The following is a 20,699-nucleotide window of genomic DNA, read 5'->3' on the forward strand; positions in this document are numbered from 1 at the left end:
CACGGGCCGGTGGTCAGTGAGCCGTGGGGCCGGCGGGGTGTCCCCGGTGGGCGGCCCACTCCTGGGCGAGGACCGACATCCGTAGAGCGTCGATCCACTCGCCGTCGTGCAGGAGCGTCTGGCGCTCGACCCCCTCGGCCACGAAGCCGGCCTTCTCATAGGCGCGGCGGGCCCGGGGGTTGAAGGCGAAGACGTACAACGAGACGCGGTGCAGGGCCAGTTGCTCGAAGGCGTGTCCGACGATCAGCCGGGTGGCCTCGGTGCCCAGACCCCGGTCCCGGCCCCGGGGGCCGACGAGGATGCGGAACGTGCAGTTGCGGTTGTGCCGGTCCCACTCGTTCAGGACGGCCTCGCCGACCAGTTCACCGGTGGCGCGGTCCACCACACCGAGGTCCAGCCTGTCCGGCTGTTCGCCGCGCGTCCCGTACCAGGAACGCAGCCGCTCCGGCCCGAACTCCTCGTCGGGGCTGCCGGTGAGCCGCAGGACCTCGGGGTCGGCCAGGATCTCCGCCATCACCGGGGCGTCGTCCGCGGTGAAGGGTCGCAGCAGGGTCTTCTCGCCGGTGAGGACGGGTTTCACGGAGAAGTTCACCGGTGGATCATCGGCGGGCGACCGGCACGGCGGCAAGCGAATTGGGGCGGTGCCCAACCCGTAGGCAAGGCACCCGGACATGAAGGACCCGGAGATGAGGCCCCCGGAGGCGGGGCACCCGGAGATGAGGCGCCCGGTGGAAGAGGTCACTCGTCTCTGCGGCTCCGGTTTCCCGGTCGCGAGGCGACCCAGGACCGGACGGTTTCCGCGTACCAGTAGGGCTTTCCGCCCTCGACATGGTCGGGCGGCGGCAGCAGCCCGTGCTTGCGGTAGGACCGCACCGTGTCCGGCTGCACCTTGATGTGCGCCGCGATCTCCTTGTACGACCAGAGCCTACGGTCGGTCATGAGTGGCACCTCCCTGCGCGCGCCGCGGCGGCGGCCTGGGGGTGGCCGTCGGGGGAGCCGGGCGCTGCGCTGGTGATCACAAAGCCTGTGCCCCGTGAACGACGCGGCGTGAGGGCAGGGCAGCGGCTGTTGACCGGGTGTGACGCAAAACCCGCGTACACGCGACATGTGTGACACGAAGGTGTTTTTTGTGACACGAGTGACGCATTGGTCGCCAGGGGCGGAAGTTCGTCGTGCCGGTGATGCCGGTGATGCCGAGGGGGTGTGTCGACCTGAGCGGAGGCAGGGCCGGAAGGGCCGGAAGGGCCGGGCCCTTTCCCGAACGCTCATCGTCGTTCGAGCGGAGGGACGCCCCCGACGCCCCTGCCGGCGGGCCCGGCCCACCGGCTCCCCGCGCCCCGCATCCCCCGGGGTCCGCGGCCGGAAACCACAGCCTGCCGTCGGCGCCGGCCGGTGGTCTTGGAGAAAATCGCCCTCCGGCCGATCGCGTTCCGCTCCGGAGCGGGTGTGCTCCGGGCCGTTCGGGCTCAGCCCGGGAGCGGGCGTGCTCCGGGCCGTTCGGGCTCAGCCCGGGAGCGGGCGTGCCCGGCCCGCCGCACCGAACAGGGGAGCGGGCGGCGCGCTCCGGCCGGGGGAGAGCACCAGACTGGTCGCCTCGCCCGCCATCCGCTCGTCCCCCGGCGGAGCGGACGGCGCCGCCCGCGGAGCCGTCCGCGCGGTGGTGAACCCGCGCGGAGTGCACCCGGTCATCGCCCTGAACTCCCTGCTCAGGTGGGCCTGGTCGTAGTAGCCGCAGGCCGCGGCCGTATCGGCCTGGGAGCGGCCCGACGCGAGCAGCCGCCGCGCCCGCTGGAGCCGCAGCACCCGGGCGGCGGCCTTCGGCCCGAGCCCGATCTGCTCCCGGAAGCGTTTCTCCAACTGCCGTACGCTCCAGCCGACCTCGTCGGCCAGGCGCGGCACCGGGATGACGCCCCCGGTCCCGCGCAGCCGGTCCCAGGCCCGCACCACCCGCGCCGAACTCGGCGTCCCCGCCCCGGCCCAGCGGGCGAGCGCGTCGTCGAGCAGCCCGAACCGTTCCGCCCAGCCGGGCAACGCGGCCAGCGCGGCGCAGAGTTCGCCGACACTGCCCCAGCGGTCACCGCCCGCGGGCGAGCCCAGCGGGTGCGGCAGCTCGTCGGGGTCCACGGTCCGGTCGGTCAGTTCGTACTGCGGGGTGCCGAACAGGGTGAACGCCGCCCACGGCATGAGCAGCACCTCGATGCCCGACAGCCGTCCGCCGTGCTCGCCCACGGCCGCGGTGGTGGCCGGCCCCGAGAAGACCGACACAAGGGTGGCCGGAGGCCGGCCCGAGCGGGTGACGCGCACCGGCTGGTCGAACCCCAGGAGCAGTGTCGCCGCACCGATCGGGGCCTCCAGCCGGCCCCGCGGGCCGTCGAGGGCGAGCCGGATGCCGCGGTATCCGATCACGCCGGGCCGCAGGCGCGGGTGGGGCGGCGCGACCGCGGTCTCCCAGGAACCGCCCGGTCCGTCACCCGCCCGCAGGACGAGTTCCGCCGCCGCCCGGGTGACAGCCCCTTCCAGGGTCCGCGTGACGGCCCCCGCCGGCGCCCGGTCGGCAGCCCCTTGCGTCACCCGTGTGGCGGCCCCCGCGCGGCGGGGGCGGCCGGGCGGCCCCGAGGACCCGCCGGGCCCAAAGCGCTCGTCGGGTCCTGGGGACGCGGAGGTCATGCCCCGCAGGACCTCAGGAACGCCCGGGTGCGCCGGGCGATCGGCAGTGGCTTGTCCGGCGGACACGGGTACATGTCCTGCTCGACGATCGCGAAGAGCTCGACACCGAGCTGCTGCGCGGCGGCGAGGACGGGCTCCAGCGCCGGCACGCCGGACGGCGGCTCGCACATCACGCCGCGCGCGACGGCCGGCCCGAACGGCACCTCCTCGGCACGGACTCCGGCCAGCACCAGCGGGTCAACCTGCTTGAGGTGGAGGTAGCCGATGCGTTCGCCGTACGTCTCGATGAGCTTGACGCTGTCGCCGCCGCAGTAGGCGTAGTGGCCCGTGTCCAGACACAGCGAGACCAGGGAGGAGTCGGTCGCGTCGAGGAAGCGCGTCACGTTCTCCTCGCTGTCGATGTGTGTGTCGGCGTGCGGGTGGACGACGATCCGCAGCCCGTAGCGCTCGCGCACCTCATGGGCGAGCCGCTCGGTCTGGGCGGTCAGATTGCGCCACTGGGTCGGCGTCAGCGTGCTGTCCTCCAGCACCGCGCCGGTCTTGTCGTCACGCCAGAAGGCCGGGATGACGACGAGATGCTCGGCACCCATCGCCTGGGTGAGCGCCGCGATGTCCGAGACGTGCGCCCAGGTGGACTCCCAGACGTCGGGACCGCGGTGCAGCCCGGTGAAGACCGTGCCCGCCGAGACGGTGAGCCCGCGCCGCGCGGTCTCTTCCTTGAGGACGTCCGGATCGGTGGGCAGATAGCCGTACGGGCCGAGTTCGATCCACTCGTAGCCCGAGCCGGAGACCTCGTCGAGGAAGCGCTGCCAGGGGACCTGCTGCGGGTCGTCGGGGAACCAGACGCCCCAGGAGTCGGGAGCCGAACCGATCCGGATGCGCGACAGTGAGGGCGGAGGCGACGACCGCGGTGACGACTCCGGCGAGGGCCCGGACCCGGGCCGCGGCGATGACTGAGGTGGCAACGACGTCATGGGCGTCAGCTTCCGGCGGCTCCGGAGAGGTGTCAAGGGCTCGTCCGAATGTCTGGACAAAACGTTGACAGGCTCCGCGTGCGGGACTAGACCTGGGGACAGCCGTAGGGAAGGGAACTCGATGGCGTACGAGCTGATCACCATGGGGCGGATCGGCGTGGACCTCTACCCGTTGCAGACGGGAGTCCCGCTGGCCCGGGTGACGTCCTTCGGCAAGTTCCTCGGCGGCTCGGCGACCAACGTCGCGGTGGCGGCCGCGCGGCTCGGACGGCGTACGGCCGTCATCACCCGGACGGGTGCGGATCCCTTCGGGGCCTATCTGCGCGAGGCGTTGCGCGACTTCGGCGTCGACGACCGCTGGGTCACCGAGGTCCCCGGGCTGCCGACCCCGGTCACCTTCTGCGAGATCTTCCCGCCGGACGACTTCCCGCTCTACTTCTACCGGCAGCCCAAGGCCCCCGACCTGGAGATCGACGCCCATGAACTCGACCTCGACGAAGTACGCGCCGCCCGCGTCTTCTGGATGACGGGCACGGGGCTGAGCGCGGAACCGAGCCGCACGGCCACGCTCGCCGCCCTGGCCCACCGGGCCCGGTCCGGTACGACGGTCTTCGACCTCGACTGGCGCCCCATGTTCTGGGGGGACGCGGCCGGGAAGAGCACGGCCGGGAGGAACGCGGCCGGGGAGAACGGAGCTCCGTACGACACGGCGCGGCAGGACCTCGCCGCCTCGGCGCGCCCCTTCTACGCGGAGGCCCTGCGCCACGCCACCGTCGCCGTCGGCAATGTCGACGAGGTCGAGATCGCGACGGGCGAGCGCGAGCCGCACGCCGCCGCCAAAGCCCTCCTCGAAGCCGGTGCCGAACTCGCCGTGGTGAAGCAGGGCCCCAAGGGTGTTCTCGCCGTCCATCGCGACGGCACCCGGGCCGAGGTCCCGCCCCTCCCGGTCGAGGTCCTCAACGGCCTCGGCGCGGGAGACGCGTTCGGCGGCTCCCTCTGTCACGGACTGCTCGCCGGCTGGGACCTGGAGCGGGTCATGCGCCACGCGAACGCGGCGGGCGCCATCGTCGCCTCCCGACTGGAGTGCTCCTCCGCGATGCCGACGCCGGACGAGGTCGACCAGGCCCTCGCGGCGGGAGCGGTGCGGTGAGAGCGGGCCACGTAGGGGGAGCCCGCCACGAACAGGGCGGCGACGCACCCCCGCCCCACGAGGCGGTCGAACACGCCCGGACGGGCGCGCCGGAGAACACCGGGCCCGCCGGTGCCCCGCCCGGCGGACCGCTCTCCGCCACCCCCGTCACCCCCACCACCTACGACCGGCTGCGCCCGGCGTCCCCCCGTGTCGACGTCCACGCGCTCGTCCAGGTCCGTGCCCGTCACCCCGAGGCGATCGCGGAGGCCGCCGCGCGGCGGGTGCGGCGGCCGCTGGTCGACGGCTCCGGGCGGCTGATGATCGTCGCCGCGGACCACCCGGCGCGCGGCGCGCTGGCCGTCGGCGACCGGAAGCTGGCCATGGCGGGGCGCGCCGACCTGCTGGAGCGGCTGTGTCTCGCGCTCTCCCGCCCCGGAGTCGACGGCGTGCTCGCCACCGCCGACATCCTCGACGACCTGCTGCTGCTCGGCGCGCTCGACGGCAAGGTGGCCATCGGGTCGATGAACCGGGGCGGACTCGCGGGTTCGGTCTTCGAGCTGGACGACCGGTTCACCGGGCACCGCCCGAAGGACCTCGAGCGGCTCGGGTTCGACGCGGGCAAACTGCTGCTGCGCATCGACTACGACGACCCGGGCTCGCTGCGCACCCTGGAGTCCACGGCCCGGGTGATCGACGACATGGCCGAGCGTCAACTTCCGGTCTTCGTCGAACCGTTCCTCTGCCGTCGCCGGAAGGACGGTACCCTGCGCAACGATCTGAGCGCCGAGGCCGTCACCAAGTCGATCGCCATCGCCGGCGGCCTGGGCGGCAGTTCGGCGTACACCTGGCTGAAGGTCCCCGTCACCGAGAACCCGGACGACATGGCCCGCGTCATGGAGACCTCCACGCTGCCCGCCGTCCTGCTCGGGGGCGATGTCGGCGAGGACCAGGAGGGCGCGTACGAGAAGTGGCGCGGGGCGCTCCGGCTCCCCACCGTGCAGGGCCTGGTGGTGGGCCGTTCGCTGCTGTACCCCGCGGACGGCGATGTCGCCGCGGCCGTGGACACCGCCGTAGGACTGCTGTGAGGGCCGCATGAGTCGTCCGAGCAACGAGCTGTACGTGCCCAGGGGCACCGCGGCCGACGCGTACTACGCCCTCGACATCGATCCCGAGCGGGCCGGCTGGACCCACAGCAGTCTGCGGGTCGTGGAACTGGCGCCCGGTGGCACCCACACCTTCACCACCGGGGACAGTGAGTGGATCGTGCTCCCGCTCAGCGGCGGCTGCACGGTGCGCGCCAAGGACGGCATGGAGCAGGACGAGTTCCAACTCCTGGGCAGAAGGAGCGTGTTCGACGGAGTCTCCGACTTCGCGTACGTGCCCCGTGAGGCCCGGGTCCAGATCGCCTCCGGCGTGGGAGGCCGCTTCGCCCTGGCAGGAGCGAAGTGCGAGCGCCGACTCCCCGCCCGCTACGGCCCCGCGCCGGAGGTACCCGTCGAGGACCGCGGCAGCGGCGACTGCGCCCGCCAGGTGCGCAATTTCGCCGCCGCCGACGTCTTCGACTGCGACCGGCTGATCGCCGTCGAGGTGATCACCCCCGGCGGCAACTGGTCCTCGTATCCGCCCCACAAGCACGACGAACACCTGCCCGGTGTCGAGTCGCGGCTGGAGGAGATCTACTACTTCGAGATCGACGGCCCGAACGGTTTCGGCTATCAGCGCGTATTCCCTTCCCGTGAGGGCGGTTCCGACGTCCTCGCCGAGGTCCGCACCGGCGATGCCGTCCTCGTCCCCGACGGATGGCACGGTCCGTCCATCGCCCAGCCCGGCCACGCCATGTACTACCTGAACGTCATGGCGGGACCGGGCGGGGACAGGGAGTGGCGGATCCGCTTCCACCCGGGACACGTAGAAAGCACAGGGGGATACCGATGACCTCGACGACGAGGCTGACGGTCGCACAGGCGCTGGTGCGGTTCCTGACCGCGCAGTACACGGAACGGGACGGCGAGCGACGCCGCCTGATCGGCGCCACCTGGGGCATCTTCGGCCACGGGAACGTCGCCGGGATCGGCCAGGCGCTCGTCGAGTACGCCGACGAGATGCCGTACCACCAGGGGCGCAACGAACAGGCCATGGTGCACGCGGCGGTCGGCTACGCCCGCCAGTGCGGCCGGCTGTCGGCGCACGCCGTGACCACCTCCATCGGACCCGGCGCCACCAACCTCGTCACCGGCGCCGCGCTCGCCACGATCAACCACCTCCCGGTGCTGCTCCTGCCCGGCGACGTCTTCGCGACCCGCCCCGCCGACCCGGTGCTCCAGCAGCTCGAAGTCCCCTTCGCCGGGGATGTGTCGGTCAACGACTGTCTGCGCCCGGTGTCGAAGTACTTCGACCGGATCACCCGCCCCGAAGCCCTGATCCCGGCGGCCCTCCAGGCGATGCGCGTGCTCACCGACCCCGTCGACACCGGCGCCGTCACGCTCGCGCTGCCCCAGGACGTGCAGGCGGAGGCGTACGACTGGCCCGAGGAGTTCTTCGCCGAGCGGACCTGGGCCGTGCGGCGCCCGGCGGCCGACGCCGGTGAACTGGCCGGCGCCGTCGCGGCGGTCCGCGAGGCCCGGCGTCCGCTGATCGTCGCGGGCGGCGGCGTCCACCACAGCCGCGCGGAGGAGGCGCTCGCGGAGCTCGCCTCCGCCACCCGCATCCCCGTCGCCTCCACCCAGGCGGGCAAGGGCTCGCTGCGCTGGGACCACCCCCAGGACGTCGGCGGCATCGGCCACACCGGCACGGCGACCGCCGACGAGCTCGCCCGCACCGCCGACCTGGTGATCGGCGTCGGCACCCGCTACACCGACTTCACCACCGCCTCCGGCACTCTCTTCGGCGCCTCGGGTGTCCGCTTCCTCAACCTCAACATCGCTCCGTACGACGGCCACAAGCTCGCCGGCAGACCGCTGATCGCCGACGCGCGCGCCGGTCTCGAGGCCCTCACCGAGGCGCTGCTGATGCACAAGCACCGTGCCGAGCCGGCGTACGTCACCGAGTACACGGACGACAAGGAGCGCTGGGAGTACCGCGTCGACGCGGCCTACGAGGCCGAGGACGTCGACATCCGGCCCACCCAGCCGCAGGTCCTCGGCGTCCTGGACGAGCTGGTCACCGAGGACGACATCCTGATCAACGCGGCCGGCTCGCTCCCCGGCGACCTGCACAAGTTGTGGCGGGCGCGGTCGCGGGACCAGTACCACGTCGAGTACGGCTATTCGTGCATGGGCTACGAGATCCCGGCGGCGATCGGCGTACGGATGGCGGCCCCGGACCGGCCCGTGTGGGCGCTGGTCGGCGACGGCACCTATCTGATGATGCCGACCGAGATCGTCACCGCCGTCCAGGAGGGCGTCGCGATCAAGGTGATCATCCTCCAGAACCACGGGTACGCCTCGATCGGCGGTCTCTCCGAGTCCGTGGGCGGCGAGCGGTACGGCACGGCGTACCGCCACCGCGCCGAGGACCGTACGTACACCGGGGCGCCGCTGCCCGTGGATCTCGCGGCCAACGCGGCCAGCCTGGGCATGCGCGTCCTACGCGCGAAGACCGTGCGTGACCTGCGTGCCGCCCTGGCCGAGGCGCGCGACGCGGACACTCCCACTTGTGTCTACGTGGAGACCGAAACGGCAGACACAGTGTCGGGCGCGCCCCCGGCCCAAGCCTGGTGGGATGTACCTGTGGCCGAGACCGCGACCCGATCGTCGGCGGTCAAGGCACGTGAGGAGTACGACCGGCACGTCGCCGCCCGACGCCGCCATCTGTGAAGGAGTAATTGGCCATGACGAAGACCGTCGACCACTGGATCGGTGGCAAGACCGTCGAGGGTGCGTCGGGTACGTACGGGCCGGTCACCGACCCGGCGACCGGCGCCGTGACCACCAAGGTCGCGTTCGCGAGTGTCGAGGAGGTCGACGCCGCGGTCGCCGCCGCGAAGGACGCCTACGCGACCTGGGGCCAGTCCTCGCTGGCCAGGCGGACCACGATCCTCTTCAAGTTCCGTGCCCTGCTCGACGCCAACCGGGACGCGATCGCCGAGCTGATCACCGCCGAGCACGGCAAGGTGCACTCGGACGCGCTCGGCGAGGTCGCGCGCGGTCTGGAGATCGTCGACCTGGCGTGCGGGATCACCGTGCAGCTGAAGGGCGAGCTGTCGACCGAGGTGGCCTCCCGGGTCGACGTGTCCTCGATCCGCCAGCCGATCGGTGTCGTCGCGGGCATCACGCCGTTCAACTTCCCGGCCATGGTGCCGATGTGGATGTTCCCGATCGCCATCGCGTGCGGCAACACCTTCGTCCTCAAGCCGTCCGAGAAGGACCCGTCGGCCGCCATGAAGCTCGCCGAGCTGCTGGCCGAGGCCGGTCTGCCCGACGGTGTCTTCAACGTCGTGCACGGCGACAAGGTGGCCGTCGACCGCCTCCTGGAGCACCCGGACGTCAAGGCGGTGTCCTTCGTCGGCTCGACGCCGATCGCCCGCTACATCCACACCACCGCCGCCGCGAACCACAAGCGCGTCCAGGCCCTGGGCGGCGCCAAGAACCACATGCTCGTCCTGCCGGACGCCGACCTGGACGCGGCCGCCGACGCCGCCGTCTCCGCCGCGTACGGCTCGGCCGGCGAGCGCTGCATGGCGATCTCCGCGGTCGTGGCGGTCGGCTCCATCGGCGACGAGCTGGTGGACAAGATCCGCGAGCGCGCCGAGAAGATCAAGATCGGTCCCGGCAACGACCCGACGTCCGAGATGGGTCCGCTGATCACCGCCGCCCACCGCGACAAGGTCGCCTCGTACGTGACGGGCGCCGCCGGCCAGGGCTCCGAGGTCGTCCTCGACGGCACGGGCTACACGGTCGAGGGGCACGAGGACGGCCACTGGATCGGCCTCTCGCTCCTGGACCGCGTGCCGGTGACGGCGGACGCGTACAAGGACGAGATCTTCGGCCCGGTGCTGTGCGTGCTGCGCGTGGACACCTACGAGGAGGGCGTGGCGCTGATCAACGCGTCGCCCTTCGGCAACGGCACCGCGATCTTCACCCGGGACGGCGGCGCCGCCCGCCGCTTCCAGCTGGAGATCGAGGCGGGCATGGTCGGCGTGAACGTGCCGATCCCGGTGCCCGTCGGCTACCACTCCTTCGGCGGCTGGAAGGACTCCCTCTTCGGGGACCACCACATCTACGGCAACGACGGCACGCACTTCTACACCCGCGGCAAGGTCGTCACCACCCGCTGGCCGGACCCGTCGGAGGCGCCCACGGGCGTCGACCTGGGCTTCCCGCGCAACCACTGAGGCGCCCCCGGTGCCCCGCCCCTCGTCCGGGGGGCGGGGCACCGTCGCGTTCCGTGCCTGCTGCTGTCCAGGCCTACCGCTGCTGCGCGCCCTTCTTCACCAGCTTGGTCAGGTCACCGGTCTGCGCGGCCGGCGGGGCCTTCACATCGGCGGTGGCGCCGAACTTCTCGAAGTCCATGGTGACCGTCACGGTGCCGAACACCTCCTTCAGGCGGACCGGCAGGTCCTTGGCGTCGACCCAGACGTCCATGGTGATCGAGTCGGTGCCGCCGGTCACCGAGTTGAAGAGGGTGTCCTCGTGCCCGGACGACAGGGCGTCCTTGGCCTTGCCCATGTGGTCCTTGTCGATCACGGCCCGGTAGTGGGTCGTGGCCTTCCCGCCGACGGTCTCCTTGCCCAGGTCCTCGACGTCGTTCGCGTACTTCAGGCCCCTCATGGTGGCCGCCGGGCTGCCGCTGTTCGAGCTTCCGCTCAACGCCTGGGCGCCCTTCTCGCCGAAGACGGCGGACGCGTCGACCTTCATCCACTCCTTGCCCTCGAGCGGGCCGGAGGGCTGCGGGTCGGTGTCGTAGTAGTAGACGCCGTCCACGAGGAGCGTGCGGATCGACGGGTCGGCCGTCAGCAGCTCCATCTTCGCGGCCCTGGTGTCCATCTCGACGTCGTACGCGAAGCCGTCTCCCCAGGAGTAGGTGCCCTCCGCGGCTATGGGGGCGGCGCCGTTCACCTCGGTGGGCAGGCAGTGACACGGTTACGCGCCGGTAGCCGTCCGGAGTGCGGACCAATTCTGACGAGTTTCAGCTCGCAGACTGCTGTTCTCGTCATGCGGTGATGAAACGGGTGATGCAGGCAACCGATTGATATGGCCTTTGAAAGCAAGGTCACATTCAATATGGTCCTGATGATTGCGGCATGGTGGCCTCGTTGCCTGGGAAAGTGATGTGAAGTGCGTCGCTCCGATGCTGCGGATTCCGTAGGTAAACGGCCATTGACGCAACGGTTTCCGTCAAGGTTCCATCAGCGCGGGAGCGGACGAGAAGCAGCACGACGCGAGCCGCCGGAGGCGATAGCGCTCCCGCCCGAACCACCTGACGCACGAGTCGATCGGAACCGCTTCATGACCGACACGCTCCGCCCTGTCGAGACGGCCGTCCCGGACGCCGCCCCCACGGCGACCGGGAACCCCCAAAAGCTCAAGCGCTCCATCGGCATCGTCGGCGGCACCCTGCTGACGCTCTCGTGCGTGACTCCTGCCTCGACGCTGTTCGTCGTGGTTCCCGACCTGTTCTCCTCGCTCGGCACGGCGACCGCGCTGACCATCGCGATCGGCTCCCTGCTCTGTATCGCCGTGGCGTTCTGCTACTCGGAGCTGGGCACCCTCATCCCCAGCGCGGGCGGCGAGTACGCCATGGTCTCCACGATGGCCGGACGTCTCGCGGGCTGGCTCGTCTTCGTGCTCTCCCTGCTGGTCGTCATGATCGTGCCGCCGGTGATCGCGATGGGCACGGCCGACTATCTGGCGCCCATCGTCCATCTGAACCCCTCCGTCGCCGGCGCCGCCGTGATGATCCTGGCCACCCTCGCCGGCCTGCTCGACCTGCGCGCCAACGCCTGGATCACCGGAATCTTCCTGGTGCTCGAGGTCATCGCCGCGGCGCTCGTGGCGGTCCTGGGCTTCGCCCACAGCGAGCGGGGCGTCGGCAGTCTGGTCTCGATGCAGGTCGCGGACTCCGGCGGCCACCCGGACACCGTGACGGCCATGCTGGTCGTCTCCGGGCTCGCCATCGCCCTCTTCATCACCCAGGGCTTCTCGACCGCGGTCTACCTCTCCGAGGAACTGGAGAACCCGCGCCGCAACGTCGCCCGTACCGTCCTCGCCACCCTCGCCATCTCCACGGTCATCATCCTGGTCCCGGTCGTCGCGATCACCATGGGCGCCTCCGACCTGTCGGCCCTGACCGGCGGCGACATCAGCGCCATGGTCACGGCCTGGTCCAACTCGGCCGTCGGCACCTTCGTCAGCCTCTGCGTCGCCCTCGCGATCATCAACGCGGGCATCGTCATGGTCATCCAGAACTCGCGCGTCCTGTTCGCCTCGGCCCGCGACAAGGCGTGGCCCGGCCCGGTCAACGAGGGCCTGTCCCGGCTCGGCCGGTTCGGCTCCCCCTGGGTCGCCACGCTGCTGGTGGGCGTCCCCGGCGCCGCCCTCTGCTTCGTCAACCTGGACACCCTGTACGGCGTGACGGGCGTATCGGTGACGGCCATGTACCTGCTCGTCGCGGTCGCCGCGCTGCTCGCCCGGCGCGGCCACCACCGCCACACGCCCGCCTGGCGGATGCCGCTGTGGCCCGCGGTACCGGTCCTGCTGATCGCGGTCCTCGCCTACATCCTCACCCAGCAGGAGACGGTCTACCTGCTGTGGACCGGCGGCATCACCGCGGTCGCCACCCTCTACTGGGCCTTCTACCTGCGGCCCCGCCGCGACACCCGCTGGCTGGTGTCGATCCCCGAGGACGCGGAGGCGTAACCGCGCGGCACGCCCCGCCGGACCCGGACCCGCCCCGGCGGCCTCAGCCGAAGTCCCACGTCACCACCGTGCACGTCCCGTCGTCCTTGCCACCCGCGCTGCGGTAGGTGGCGAGGGCGACGTCGTTCCCGGTGTCCACACCGACCCACATCCCGTAGCAGCCGCGCTCCCGGGCCAGGGCGGAGAGCTCGCGGATCAGCGCCCGCCCGGTGCCACGCCGCCGGAACACCTCGGCCACCGCCAGCTCGTACAGGAACATCTCGGTGCCCTTGTCGGGGTGGACCGTCTCCACGCCGCTGATGAAGCCGACGGGGACCTCGCCCTCGTAGGCCAGGTAGAGGTGATGGCCCCGGGTGTCCAGGAACCGCCGGGCCCACTCGGGACGCACGGGATGGTCGAAGAGGTACTCGGCGGCGGTCAGTTCCTCGACAGTGGTGGCGCGGCGCATCTCCATGGGGCGTTCGTACCACGGACGCGGTACGCGGGACCCGTGCCGTACTCCCGTGGGAGGGGCACGGGTTCAGCCCGGCGGCTGCCCCGGTCGCCGGCGGGCGCCCGTACCGTTGAGGCATGGATCTTCGACTGCCCCGGCCGCGCGGGCCGCTCCGCGGGCGCCTCCCCGCTCGCACCACGGCGCGAGCCCGCGGGAGATGGGCGGCCGCCGCCGCGGCCGTCGCGCTGCTCGCCGGAGCGGGCACCTGGACCGCCGTCGCCGGCGACGGCGCTCCCGCCGTGCACCGCGCCGACCAGGTCGTGGCCATGGACGGCGGGGTACGGCTCGACACCTCGTACTTCACCGCGGGCCCCTCCTCGCAGCGCCGCCCCGCCGTCCTCCTCGCGCACGGCTTCGGCGGCAGCAAGGCGGACGTACGCGGCGAGGCGGAGAAGCTCGCCCGCGACGGGTACGCGGTGCTGACCTGGTCGGCGCGCGGCTTCGGCGAGTCCACAGGCAGGATCGGGCTGAACGACCCCAAGGGCGAGGTCGCCGACGTCTCCCGGCTCATCGACTGGCTCGCCCGGCGGCCCGAGGTCCGGCTGGACGGGAGCGGCGACCCGCGCGTGGGCGTCACGGGCGCCTCGTACGGCGGGGCCGTCTCCCTGCTGGCCGCCGCGAACGACCGGCGCGTCGACGCGATCGCCCCGTCGATCACGTACTGGAACCTCGCGGACGCGCTGTTCCCGAACGGCGTGTTCAAGAAGATCTGGACGGGCCTCTTCATCAACTCCGGCGGCGGCTGCGGCCGGTTCCGGCCCGAGCTGTGCGCGATGTACAACCGGGTCGCGGAGGCCGGGAAGCCGGACGCGGCGGCGACGAAGCTGCTCGAGGAGCGCAGCCCCTCCGCCGTCGGCGACCGCATCAAGGTGCCCACCCTCATCGTGCAGGGCCAGTCCGACTCCCTCTTCCCGCTCGGGCAGGCCGACGCCATGGCCAAGGCGATCAAGACCAACGGCGCACCCGTGGACGTCGACTGGATCTCCGGCGGCCACGACGGCGGCGACAAGGAGACGGACCGCGTCACCTCCCGGGTCGGCTCCTGGTTCGACCGCTATCTGAGGGACGACAAGAGCGCCGACACCGGCCCCGCCTTCCGCGTCACCCGCACCGGAGGCATCGACTCCACCGACGGCGCCGCCCTGCTGCGCGGCGCGAGCGCCGACACCTACCCCGGGCTGGACAGCGGCCGGCACGCGGTCACGCTGACCGGCCGCGAGCAGAGCTTCGAGAACCCGGCCGGCGCCAGCCCGCCCGCCATCTCCGCCCTGCCCGGCCTCGGCGGCTCGGGCGGCCTCACCCAGTTCTCCTCCCTCGGCGTCGGGGTCTCCCTCGACTTCCCCGGCCAGTACGCCCGGTTCGAGTCCGCGCCCTTCCGCGACGACCTGCGGATCACCGGCTCGCCGACGGTGACGGTGCACGTCAGGTCGAGCACCGACGACGCGGTCCTCTTCGGGAAGGTGTACGACGTCGGTCCGGGCGGCACCCAGCAGGTGCTGCCCTCCCAGCTGGTCACCCCGGTCCGCGTCGAGGGCGTGAAGACCGGCAAGGACGTGAGCCTCACCCTCCCCGCCGTCGACCACGAGGTCCGGAAGGGCCACCGGCTGCGCCTGGTCCTCGCCTCGACCGACCTCGGCTACGCCTCCCCGGCGGCCCCGGCGACGTACACCGTCTCCCTGAAGGGCGACCTCCGGGTGCCGACCGCCCCCGGAGTGACGACCGCCGCCGCGCCGCTGCCCTCGTGGGTGTGGTGGCTGCCGCTCGCCGGCGCGCTGACCGCCCTGGCGCTGCTGGTCACCGGCCGCCGCCGCACGAGCGCCATGGCACCCGATCCCGGGTCGGCCGAAGTCCCGCTCCAGATCACCGGCCTGAGCAAGCGCTACGCCAGGTCGGCGGACCGGTACGCGGTACGGGAGCTGTCGTTCCGGGTGGAGAGGGGCCAGGTCCTCGGTCTGCTCGGACCGAACGGCGCGGGCAAGACGACCACCCTGCGCATGCTCATGGGCCTCATCAAGCCCGACGACGGCGAGATCCGCGTCTTCGGGCACGCGATCCGCCCTGGCGCGCCGGTCCTCTCGCGGGTCGGGGCCTTCGTCGAGGGCGCGGGCTTCCTCCCGCACCTGTCCGGCCGCGAGAACCTGGAGCTGTACTGGCGGGCCACCGGCCGTCCCCCCGAGGACGCCCATCTGGAAGAGGCCCTGGAGATCGCCGGACTCGGCGACGCGCTGGCCCGCGCGGTGCGCACGTACTCCCAGGGCATGCGCCAGCGTCTCGCCATCGCCCAGGCCATGCTCGGCCTCCCGGACCTGCTGATCCTGGACGAACCGACCAACGGCCTCGACCCGCCGCAGATCCGCGAGATGCGCGAGGTGATGATCCGGTACGCCGCCGCAGGCCGCACGGTCATCGTCTCCAGCCATCTCCTCGCCGAGGTGGAGCAGTCCTGCACCCACCTGGTGGTCATGGACCGCGGCCGGCTCGTCCAGGCGGGCCCGGTGTCCGAGATCATCGGCTCCGGCGACACCCTGCTCGTCGGCACCGGCTCACCCGTCGACGAGCCGGTCGTCGAGAAGGTGGGCGCCCTGCCGGGCGTGTCCTCGGCCGTCGCGACCGACGACGGACTGCTGGTCCGTCTCGACGCCGACGGCAGCGCACAGCGCCTGGTCGTGGAGCTCGTACGCCTCGAAGTGCCGGTGGCGTCGGTGGGCCCCCACCGCCGTCTGGAAGACGCGTTCCTCACCCTGATCGGAGGCTCCGCATGAGCACGCTCGTCGAGCGGACCGAGACCGCGGACGGGTACCGCGCGAGCCGCACCCTCCCGCTGCGCGTCGAGCTCCTGCGCCAGTTGAAGCGCCGCCGCACCCTGGTGATGGGGGCGATTCTCGCGGCCCTGCCGTTCGTCCTGCTCGTGGCGTTCGCCATCGGCGGCCAGCCCGGCGGGCGCAACGGCCGGGTCACGCTGATGGACACGGCCACCGCGTCGGGCGCCAACTTCGCCGCGGTGAACCTGTTCGTCTCAGCGGGCTTCCTCCTGGTGATCCCGGTCGCGCTGTTCTGCGGCGACACCATCGCCTCCGAGGCGAGCTGGTCCTCGCTGCGCTATCTGCTGGCGGCCCCCGTCCCGAGAGCCCGGCTGCTGTGGTCCAAGCTCACCGTCGCACTCGGGCTCAGCCTCGCGGCGATGGTCCTGCTGCCGGTCGTCGCGCTGGCCGTGGGCACCGCCGCCTACGGCTGGGGACCGCTGGAGATCCCGACCGGCGGCGCGCTCCCCGCGGGCACCGCCGCCCAGCGGCTGCTCGTGGTGATCGCGTACATCTTCGTGTCCCAACTGGTCACCGCGGGGCTCGCGTTCTGGCTGTCGACGAAGACGGACGCCCCGCTCGGCGCGGTCGGCGGCGCGGTCGGCCTGACCATCGTGGGGAACGTCCTCGACGCGGTCACCGCCCTCGGGCACTGGCGCGACTTCCTGCCCGCCCACTGGCAGTTCGCCTGGGCCGACGCCGTCCAGCCGACCCTGGAGTGGGGAGGGATGATCCAGGGCACGGCGATTTCGGTAACGTACGCACTCGTCCTGTTCGCCCTGGCCTTCCGCGGTTTCGCGCGCAAGGACATCGTGTCGTAGGTCTCCGGAAGATCACCGACCGGTCTCGAAGGCCCTCCGCCGTGGCCGCTTCGAAATCCTTCCGCAATGCTTCCGAGCGCTCATCCCGGCCCCCTCGGCCGTCACAGTCACACATGTCGGCCCACACAAGGGCCGTACGCCGAGGGGGCACAGATGGGGATGAACCACATAAAGACGGCGGCGGACGCAGGCCGCCCACGCGGGGGCGCGCGGAAGGCGGGCCTTCGACGGCTCAGTGCCTCGCTGCTCGCCCTGACGGCGGCGGGCGCGGTGCTGCTCACCGGATGCGGCGCGGGCAGCGGCGACAACTCCTCGGACGGCGGTGGGAACAAGTCCGGCGACCGCCGCAACCTCCCGCTGCCGGCCCCCGTCCAGCCGTCGGGCGGCGCGGCCGAGCGCGACCAGCAGGGCGAGCAGTCGGACGCCCCCGATGTCGCGCCGTCGCCCGACTACCTCTCCACCTTCGCCCTCGACGTCGACACCGCGTCGTACGGCTACGCCCGCCGCACCCTCGAGGGCGGCCGCGTCCCGGACCCCGCCACGATCCGCCCCGAGGAGTTCGTCAACAGCTTCCGTCAGGACTACGAACGCCCCGACGGCAACGGCTTCTCGGTCACCGTCGACGGCGCCCGCACCGACGACGAACGCTGGTCCCTCGTCCGGGTCGGCCTCGCCACCCGTGCCGCCGAGAGCGAGCGCGAACGCCCGCCCGCCGCGCTCACCTTCGTCATCGACATCTCGGGTTCCATGTCCGAGCCCGGCCGCCTCGACCTGGCCCGGGAATCCCTGGACGTGATGACGGACCGGCTCCGCGACGACGACTCGGTCGCCCTGGTCACCTTCAGCGACGAGGCCGAGACCGTGCTGCCGATGACCCGCCTCGGCGACCACCGCGGCCGTGTCCACAAGGCGATCGACCGCCTGGAACCGACCGACTCGACGAACCTCGGCGCGGGGGTGAGGACCGGGTACGCGACCGCCGTCGAGGGGCTGCGCGAGGGCGCCACCAACCGGGTCGTACTGATCTCCGACGCTCTCGCCAACACCGGTGACACGGACGCGGACAGCATCCTCGAACGGATCTCCTCCGCCCGCCGTGAGCACGGCATCACCCTCTTCGGCGTCGGCGTCGGCAGCGAGTACGGCGACGCCCTCATGGAGCGCCTCGCCGACAAGGGCGACGGCCACACGACGTACGTCTCCAGCCGCGACGAGGCCTTCACCGTCTTCTGCGACCAGCTTCCGCGGAACATCGACCTCACGGCACGCGACGCCAAGGCGCAGGTCGCCTTCGACCCCGAGACGGTCGAGCAGTTCCGGCTGATCGGCTACGACAACCGGAAGGTCGCCGACGAGGACTTCCGGAACGACCAGGTGGACGGCGGAGAGGTGGGCCCCGGCCACACGGTCACCGCGCTCTACGCCGTCCGCACCCGCCCCGGCGCCTCCGGCCATCTCGCCACCGCGACCGTCCGCTGGCTCGACCCCGGCTCCCGCGCCCCGCACGAGGAGTCCGGCCGCCTGGAGACGGGCTCCCTCCGTGACGGTGTCTGGACCGCGTCCCGCACCTTCCAAGTCACCGCCGCGGCCGCCTACTTCGCCGACGCCCTGCGCTCGGGCGACGCCCGCTGGAGCTCGCTGCCCGGTGGCCTCCCGCTGGGCGAACTCGCCTCCCGCGCCCGCGATCTGGCGAACGACACCGAGGACAAGGACGTCGCTGCTCTCGCCACCGCGATCGGCCAGGCCGACGAACTGGACGTCTGCGACGCGGACTGCGCACGGTAGCCGCCCTGCCCGGCTGCCTGCGCCCTGCCCGGCTGCCCGTCCGCCCTGGCCGCCGTCCGCCGGGCGGCCGCCGGTGTTCGTCCGCCACCTGCCCGTGGGCCGCCCGTCAGGCGCGGGATCGGCCCACGGGGACGGATCGTGCGCGATCCATTGAATTTCCGTTACGCGCGGGTAAGTTGACTCCGGAGTAAGGACCCTGCGACCGGGAGCCGTGATGGGTGTACGCAAGGATCTGAAGCGGGCGAAGCGGCACGCCGGCCTGGCGAACCGCAGCCGGGTGGAGCTGGTCAGGGACGAGAGCGGTACGGTCCGCGAGGCGCGTACCGCCACCCTGGCACCCACCCCCACCACCGGCAGCACGGCCGACCTGCCGTTCACCAACGCGGCCGAGGCGCCCGACGCGATCGTGCTGCGCCGGCCACGGCACGGCGCCTGGACCCCGGTGACCGCGGCCGCCTTCGCCCGCGAAGTCACCGACACGGCCAAGGGGTTGATCGCGGCCGGCCTCGAACCGGGCGGCCGGGTCGCGGTGATGTCCCGTACGCGCTACGAGTGGACGGTCCTCGACTTCGCCGTCTGGGCGGCCGGCGGCCAGACCGTCCCCGTCTACGCGACCTCCTCCGCCGAGCAGGTGGAGTGGATCGTCCAGGACTCGGACGCGCGCTTCGTGATCGTCGAGACCGCCGGGAACGCGGACACCGTGGCCACCGCGACCGCCCGCCGGTCCGAACCCCCACGCGTCTGGCAGCTCGACGCGGGCGCCCTCGCCGAACTCGCCTCCCTGGGAAGGGACATCAGCGACGAGGAGGTCGTCAAGCGGCGAGCCGCGCTGACCCCCGAGACCGTCGCGACGATCTGCTACACCTCCGGGACCACCGGCAGACCCAAGGGCTGCGTCCTCGCCCACGCCAACCTGTACGCCGAGGCCGCCAACACGGTAGAGCTGCTGCACCCCGTCTTCCAGGCGGTCACCGGCCGGACCGCCTCGACGATCCTCTTCCTCCCGCTCGCCCACATCATGGGCCGCACCCTCCAGATCGCCTGCCTGATGGCCCGGATCGAGCTGGGCCACTGCCCGAGCATCAAGCCGGACGAACTCCGGCCCGCACTGCGGGAGTTCCGTCCCACCTTCCTGGTCGGCGTCCCGTATCTCTTCGAGAAGATCCACGCCACCGGGCGCGCCACCGCCGAGAAGATGGGCCGCGCCGCCTCCTTCGACCGCGCCGACCGCGTCGCCGTGCGCTTCGGAGAGGCGTATCTGAACAAGTTCCTCGGCACGGGCAAGGGCCCCGGGCCCGGCCTGTACGCGGCCTGGGCGCTCTACGACCTGCTGGTCTACCGCCGTATCCGCAAGGAACTCGGCGGCCGAGCGCACTACGCGATCAGCGGCGGCTCCCCGCTCGACCGCGACCTCAACCTCTTCTTCTACGCCGCCGGAATCCTCGTCTACGAGGGCTACGGGCTGACCGAGACGACCGCCGCCGCCACCGTCGTCCCGCCTCTCCGGCCCCGCCCCGGAACCGTCGGTCCGCCGGTCCCGGGCACCGCCGTCCGTATCGCCGACGACGGCGAGGTGCTCATCAAGGGGGGTGTCGTCTTCGGCGCCTACTGGAACAACCCGGCGGCTACCGACGCCGTCCTGACCGACGACTGGTTCGCCACCGGCGATCTCGGCGCCCTGGACCAGGACGGCTATCTCACGATCACCGGCCGCAAGAAGGACATCCTCATCACCACGGGCGGCAAGAACGTCTCGCCCGCCGTCCTGGAGGACCGGCTGCGCAGCCGCGCGCCCGTCGGCCAGTGCCTCGTCGTCGGCGACAACCGCCCGTTCGTCGCGGCCCTGATCACCCTCGATGCCGAGGCGGTGGCCCACTGGCTGGCCGTCCGTGGGCTCCCCGCTGACACTCCCCTCGCGGACGTCGTCCGCGACCCCCGGATGCGCGCCGACGTCCAGAAGGCCGTGGACCACGCCAACCAAGCCGTCTCCCGGGCCGAATCCATTCGCGGGTTCGCCTTGGTGGAAGGCGAGTTCACCGAGGACAACGGCCTGCTCACACCGTCCCTCAAGGTGAAACGGCACGCGGTGACGGCGCTGTACACGGCCGAGATCGAGGCGCTGTACGGGAAGTGAGGAAGTCCCTGCCCCGGGCGGGGGAACGAGAGCCCC

General features: G+C 72.1%; 16 protein-coding genes. 10 read left to right on the plus strand and 6 right to left on the minus strand.

The features are described from left to right. Positions 1-13 precede the first annotated feature (13 nt). The 4 genes from OOK38_RS18785 to OOK38_RS18800 all read right to left on the minus strand — a co-directional run bounded on the left by OOK38_RS18785 (position 14) and on the right by OOK38_RS18800 (position 3,641). On the minus strand, positions 14-592 hold the full coding sequence (locus OOK38_RS18785; RefSeq protein WP_266848603.1) for a GNAT family N-acetyltransferase: 579 nt from the start codon (positions 590-592) through the stop codon (positions 14-16). Between the two features lie 146 nt (positions 593-738). After that, positions 739-939 carry an AlpA family transcriptional regulator gene (locus tag OOK38_RS18790; RefSeq protein ID WP_266758961.1) on the minus strand — a complete coding sequence of 67 codons (201 nt, stop codon included), beginning with the start codon at positions 937-939 and terminating at the stop codon, positions 739-741. 564 nt (positions 940-1,503) lie between these two features. Beyond that, entirely contained in the window at positions 1,504-2,406 is a 903-nt protein-coding gene (locus tag OOK38_RS18795; RefSeq protein ID WP_266849358.1) for a helix-turn-helix domain-containing protein, read from the minus strand. 257 nt (positions 2,407-2,663) lie between these two features. Further along, complete coding sequence (locus OOK38_RS18800) at positions 2,664-3,641, minus strand: sugar phosphate isomerase/epimerase (protein ID WP_266758959.1); 978 nt, start codon at positions 3,639-3,641, stop codon at positions 2,664-2,666. A gap of 121 nt (positions 3,642-3,762) precedes the next feature. Here OOK38_RS18800 and iolC point away from each other — a divergent pair, with 121 nt between their 5' ends. From iolC to mmsA, 5 genes are all read left to right on the plus strand, one after another. Further along, a complete protein-coding gene (gene iolC / locus OOK38_RS18805; protein WP_266848605.1) occupies positions 3,763-4,791 on the plus strand; it encodes a 5-dehydro-2-deoxygluconokinase in 1,029 nt (342 codons plus the stop codon). A gap of 170 nt (positions 4,792-4,961) precedes the next feature. Further along, positions 4,962-5,858, plus strand: coding sequence for a deoxyribose-phosphate aldolase (locus OOK38_RS18810; RefSeq protein WP_266849360.1), 897 nt, complete (start codon positions 4,962-4,964; stop codon positions 5,856-5,858). 7 nt (positions 5,859-5,865) lie between these two features. Then, positions 5,866-6,708 carry a 5-deoxy-glucuronate isomerase gene (iolB, locus tag OOK38_RS18815; RefSeq protein WP_266758956.1) on the plus strand — a complete coding sequence of 281 codons (843 nt, stop codon included), beginning with the start codon at positions 5,866-5,868 and terminating at the stop codon, positions 6,706-6,708. Continuing rightward, positions 6,705-8,588, plus strand: a complete 1,884-nt coding sequence (gene iolD, locus OOK38_RS18820) for a 3D-(3,5/4)-trihydroxycyclohexane-1,2-dione acylhydrolase (decyclizing) (protein WP_266758955.1) — start codon at positions 6,705-6,707, stop codon at positions 8,586-8,588. Before iolB ends, iolD begins: the two co-directional genes overlap by 4 nt. Positions 8,589-8,602: 14 nt before the next feature. Next, entirely contained in the window at positions 8,603-10,105 is a 1,503-nt protein-coding gene (gene mmsA / locus OOK38_RS18825; protein ID WP_266758953.1) for a CoA-acylating methylmalonate-semialdehyde dehydrogenase, read from the plus strand. A 73-nt stretch (positions 10,106-10,178) separates the two neighbouring features. Here mmsA and OOK38_RS18830 read toward each other — a convergent pair whose 3' ends face one another. Further along, positions 10,179-10,829 (minus strand): hypothetical protein, encoded by a 651-nt coding sequence (locus OOK38_RS18830; RefSeq protein ID WP_266848607.1) that lies wholly within the window; start codon positions 10,827-10,829, stop codon positions 10,179-10,181. Positions 10,830-11,219: 390 nt separating this feature from the next. Between OOK38_RS18830 and OOK38_RS18835 the strand changes: the two genes are divergently transcribed. Continuing rightward, a complete protein-coding gene (locus OOK38_RS18835) occupies positions 11,220-12,629 on the plus strand; it encodes an APC family permease (RefSeq protein WP_266758949.1) in 1,410 nt (469 codons plus the stop codon). Between the two features lie 43 nt (positions 12,630-12,672). Here OOK38_RS18835 and OOK38_RS18840 read toward each other — a convergent pair whose 3' ends face one another. After that, the gene (locus OOK38_RS18840) at positions 12,673-13,083 is read right to left on the minus strand and encodes a GNAT family N-acetyltransferase (RefSeq protein WP_266758947.1); all 411 of its coding nucleotides are present in this window, start codon (positions 13,081-13,083) and stop codon (positions 12,673-12,675) included. A 116-nt stretch (positions 13,084-13,199) separates the two neighbouring features. Here OOK38_RS18840 and OOK38_RS18845 point away from each other — a divergent pair, with 116 nt between their 5' ends. The 4 genes from OOK38_RS18845 to OOK38_RS18860 all read left to right on the plus strand — a co-directional run bounded on the left by OOK38_RS18845 (position 13,200) and on the right by OOK38_RS18860 (position 20,663). Beyond that, positions 13,200-15,884 (plus strand): alpha/beta fold hydrolase, encoded by a 2,685-nt coding sequence (locus tag OOK38_RS18845; RefSeq protein ID WP_266848609.1) that lies wholly within the window; start codon positions 13,200-13,202, stop codon positions 15,882-15,884. Then, positions 15,881-16,744: an ABC transporter permease gene (locus OOK38_RS18850; protein WP_266758944.1), complete on the plus strand. Its 864-nt coding sequence runs from the start codon at positions 15,881-15,883 to the stop codon at positions 16,742-16,744. Before OOK38_RS18845 ends, OOK38_RS18850 begins: the two co-directional genes overlap by 4 nt. A 159-nt stretch (positions 16,745-16,903) precedes the next feature. Further along, on the plus strand, positions 16,904-18,529 hold the full coding sequence (locus OOK38_RS18855) for a VWA domain-containing protein (RefSeq protein ID WP_266758943.1): 1,626 nt from the start codon (positions 16,904-16,906) through the stop codon (positions 18,527-18,529). A gap of 214 nt (positions 18,530-18,743) precedes the next feature. Next, the gene (locus tag OOK38_RS18860; RefSeq protein ID WP_266758941.1) at positions 18,744-20,663 is read left to right on the plus strand and encodes a long-chain fatty acid--CoA ligase; all 1,920 of its coding nucleotides are present in this window, start codon (positions 18,744-18,746) and stop codon (positions 20,661-20,663) included. Positions 20,664-20,699: the final 36 nt, after the last annotated feature.

Source organism: Streptomyces sp. NBC_00568 (genome assembly GCF_026341855.1).
Taxonomy (GTDB): Bacteria; Actinomycetota; Actinomycetes; order Streptomycetales; family Streptomycetaceae; genus Streptomyces.

Excerpts from the sequence above, each read along its gene's own strand:
- OOK38_RS18850 (WP_266758944.1), top strand. The coding sequence starts at position 15,881 with ATGAGCACGCTCGTCGAGCGGACCGAGACCGCGGACGGGTACCGCGCG.
- OOK38_RS18860 (WP_266758941.1), top strand. The coding sequence starts at position 18,744 with ATGGGTGTACGCAAGGATCTGAAGCGGGCGAAGCGGCACGCCGGCCTG.
- OOK38_RS18835 (WP_266758949.1), top strand. The coding sequence starts at position 11,220 with ATGACCGACACGCTCCGCCCTGTCGAGACGGCCGTCCCGGACGCCGCC.
- iolC (WP_266848605.1), top strand. The coding sequence starts at position 3,763 with ATGGCGTACGAGCTGATCACCATGGGGCGGATCGGCGTGGACCTCTAC.
- OOK38_RS18855 (WP_266758943.1), top strand. The coding sequence starts at position 16,904 with ATGAACCACATAAAGACGGCGGCGGACGCAGGCCGCCCACGCGGGGGC.
- iolB (WP_266758956.1), top strand. The coding sequence starts at position 5,866 with ATGAGTCGTCCGAGCAACGAGCTGTACGTGCCCAGGGGCACCGCGGCC.
- mmsA (WP_266758953.1), top strand. The coding sequence starts at position 8,603 with ATGACGAAGACCGTCGACCACTGGATCGGTGGCAAGACCGTCGAGGGT.
- OOK38_RS18845 (WP_266848609.1), top strand. The coding sequence starts at position 13,200 with ATGGATCTTCGACTGCCCCGGCCGCGCGGGCCGCTCCGCGGGCGCCTC.
- OOK38_RS18790 (WP_266758961.1), bottom strand. The coding sequence starts at position 939 with ATGACCGACCGTAGGCTCTGGTCGTACAAGGAGATCGCGGCGCACATC.
- OOK38_RS18840 (WP_266758947.1), bottom strand. The coding sequence starts at position 13,083 with ATGGAGATGCGCCGCGCCACCACTGTCGAGGAACTGACCGCCGCCGAG.
- OOK38_RS18800 (WP_266758959.1), bottom strand. The coding sequence starts at position 3,641 with ATGACGTCGTTGCCACCTCAGTCATCGCCGCGGCCCGGGTCCGGGCCC.
- iolD (WP_266758955.1), top strand. The coding sequence starts at position 6,705 with ATGACCTCGACGACGAGGCTGACGGTCGCACAGGCGCTGGTGCGGTTC.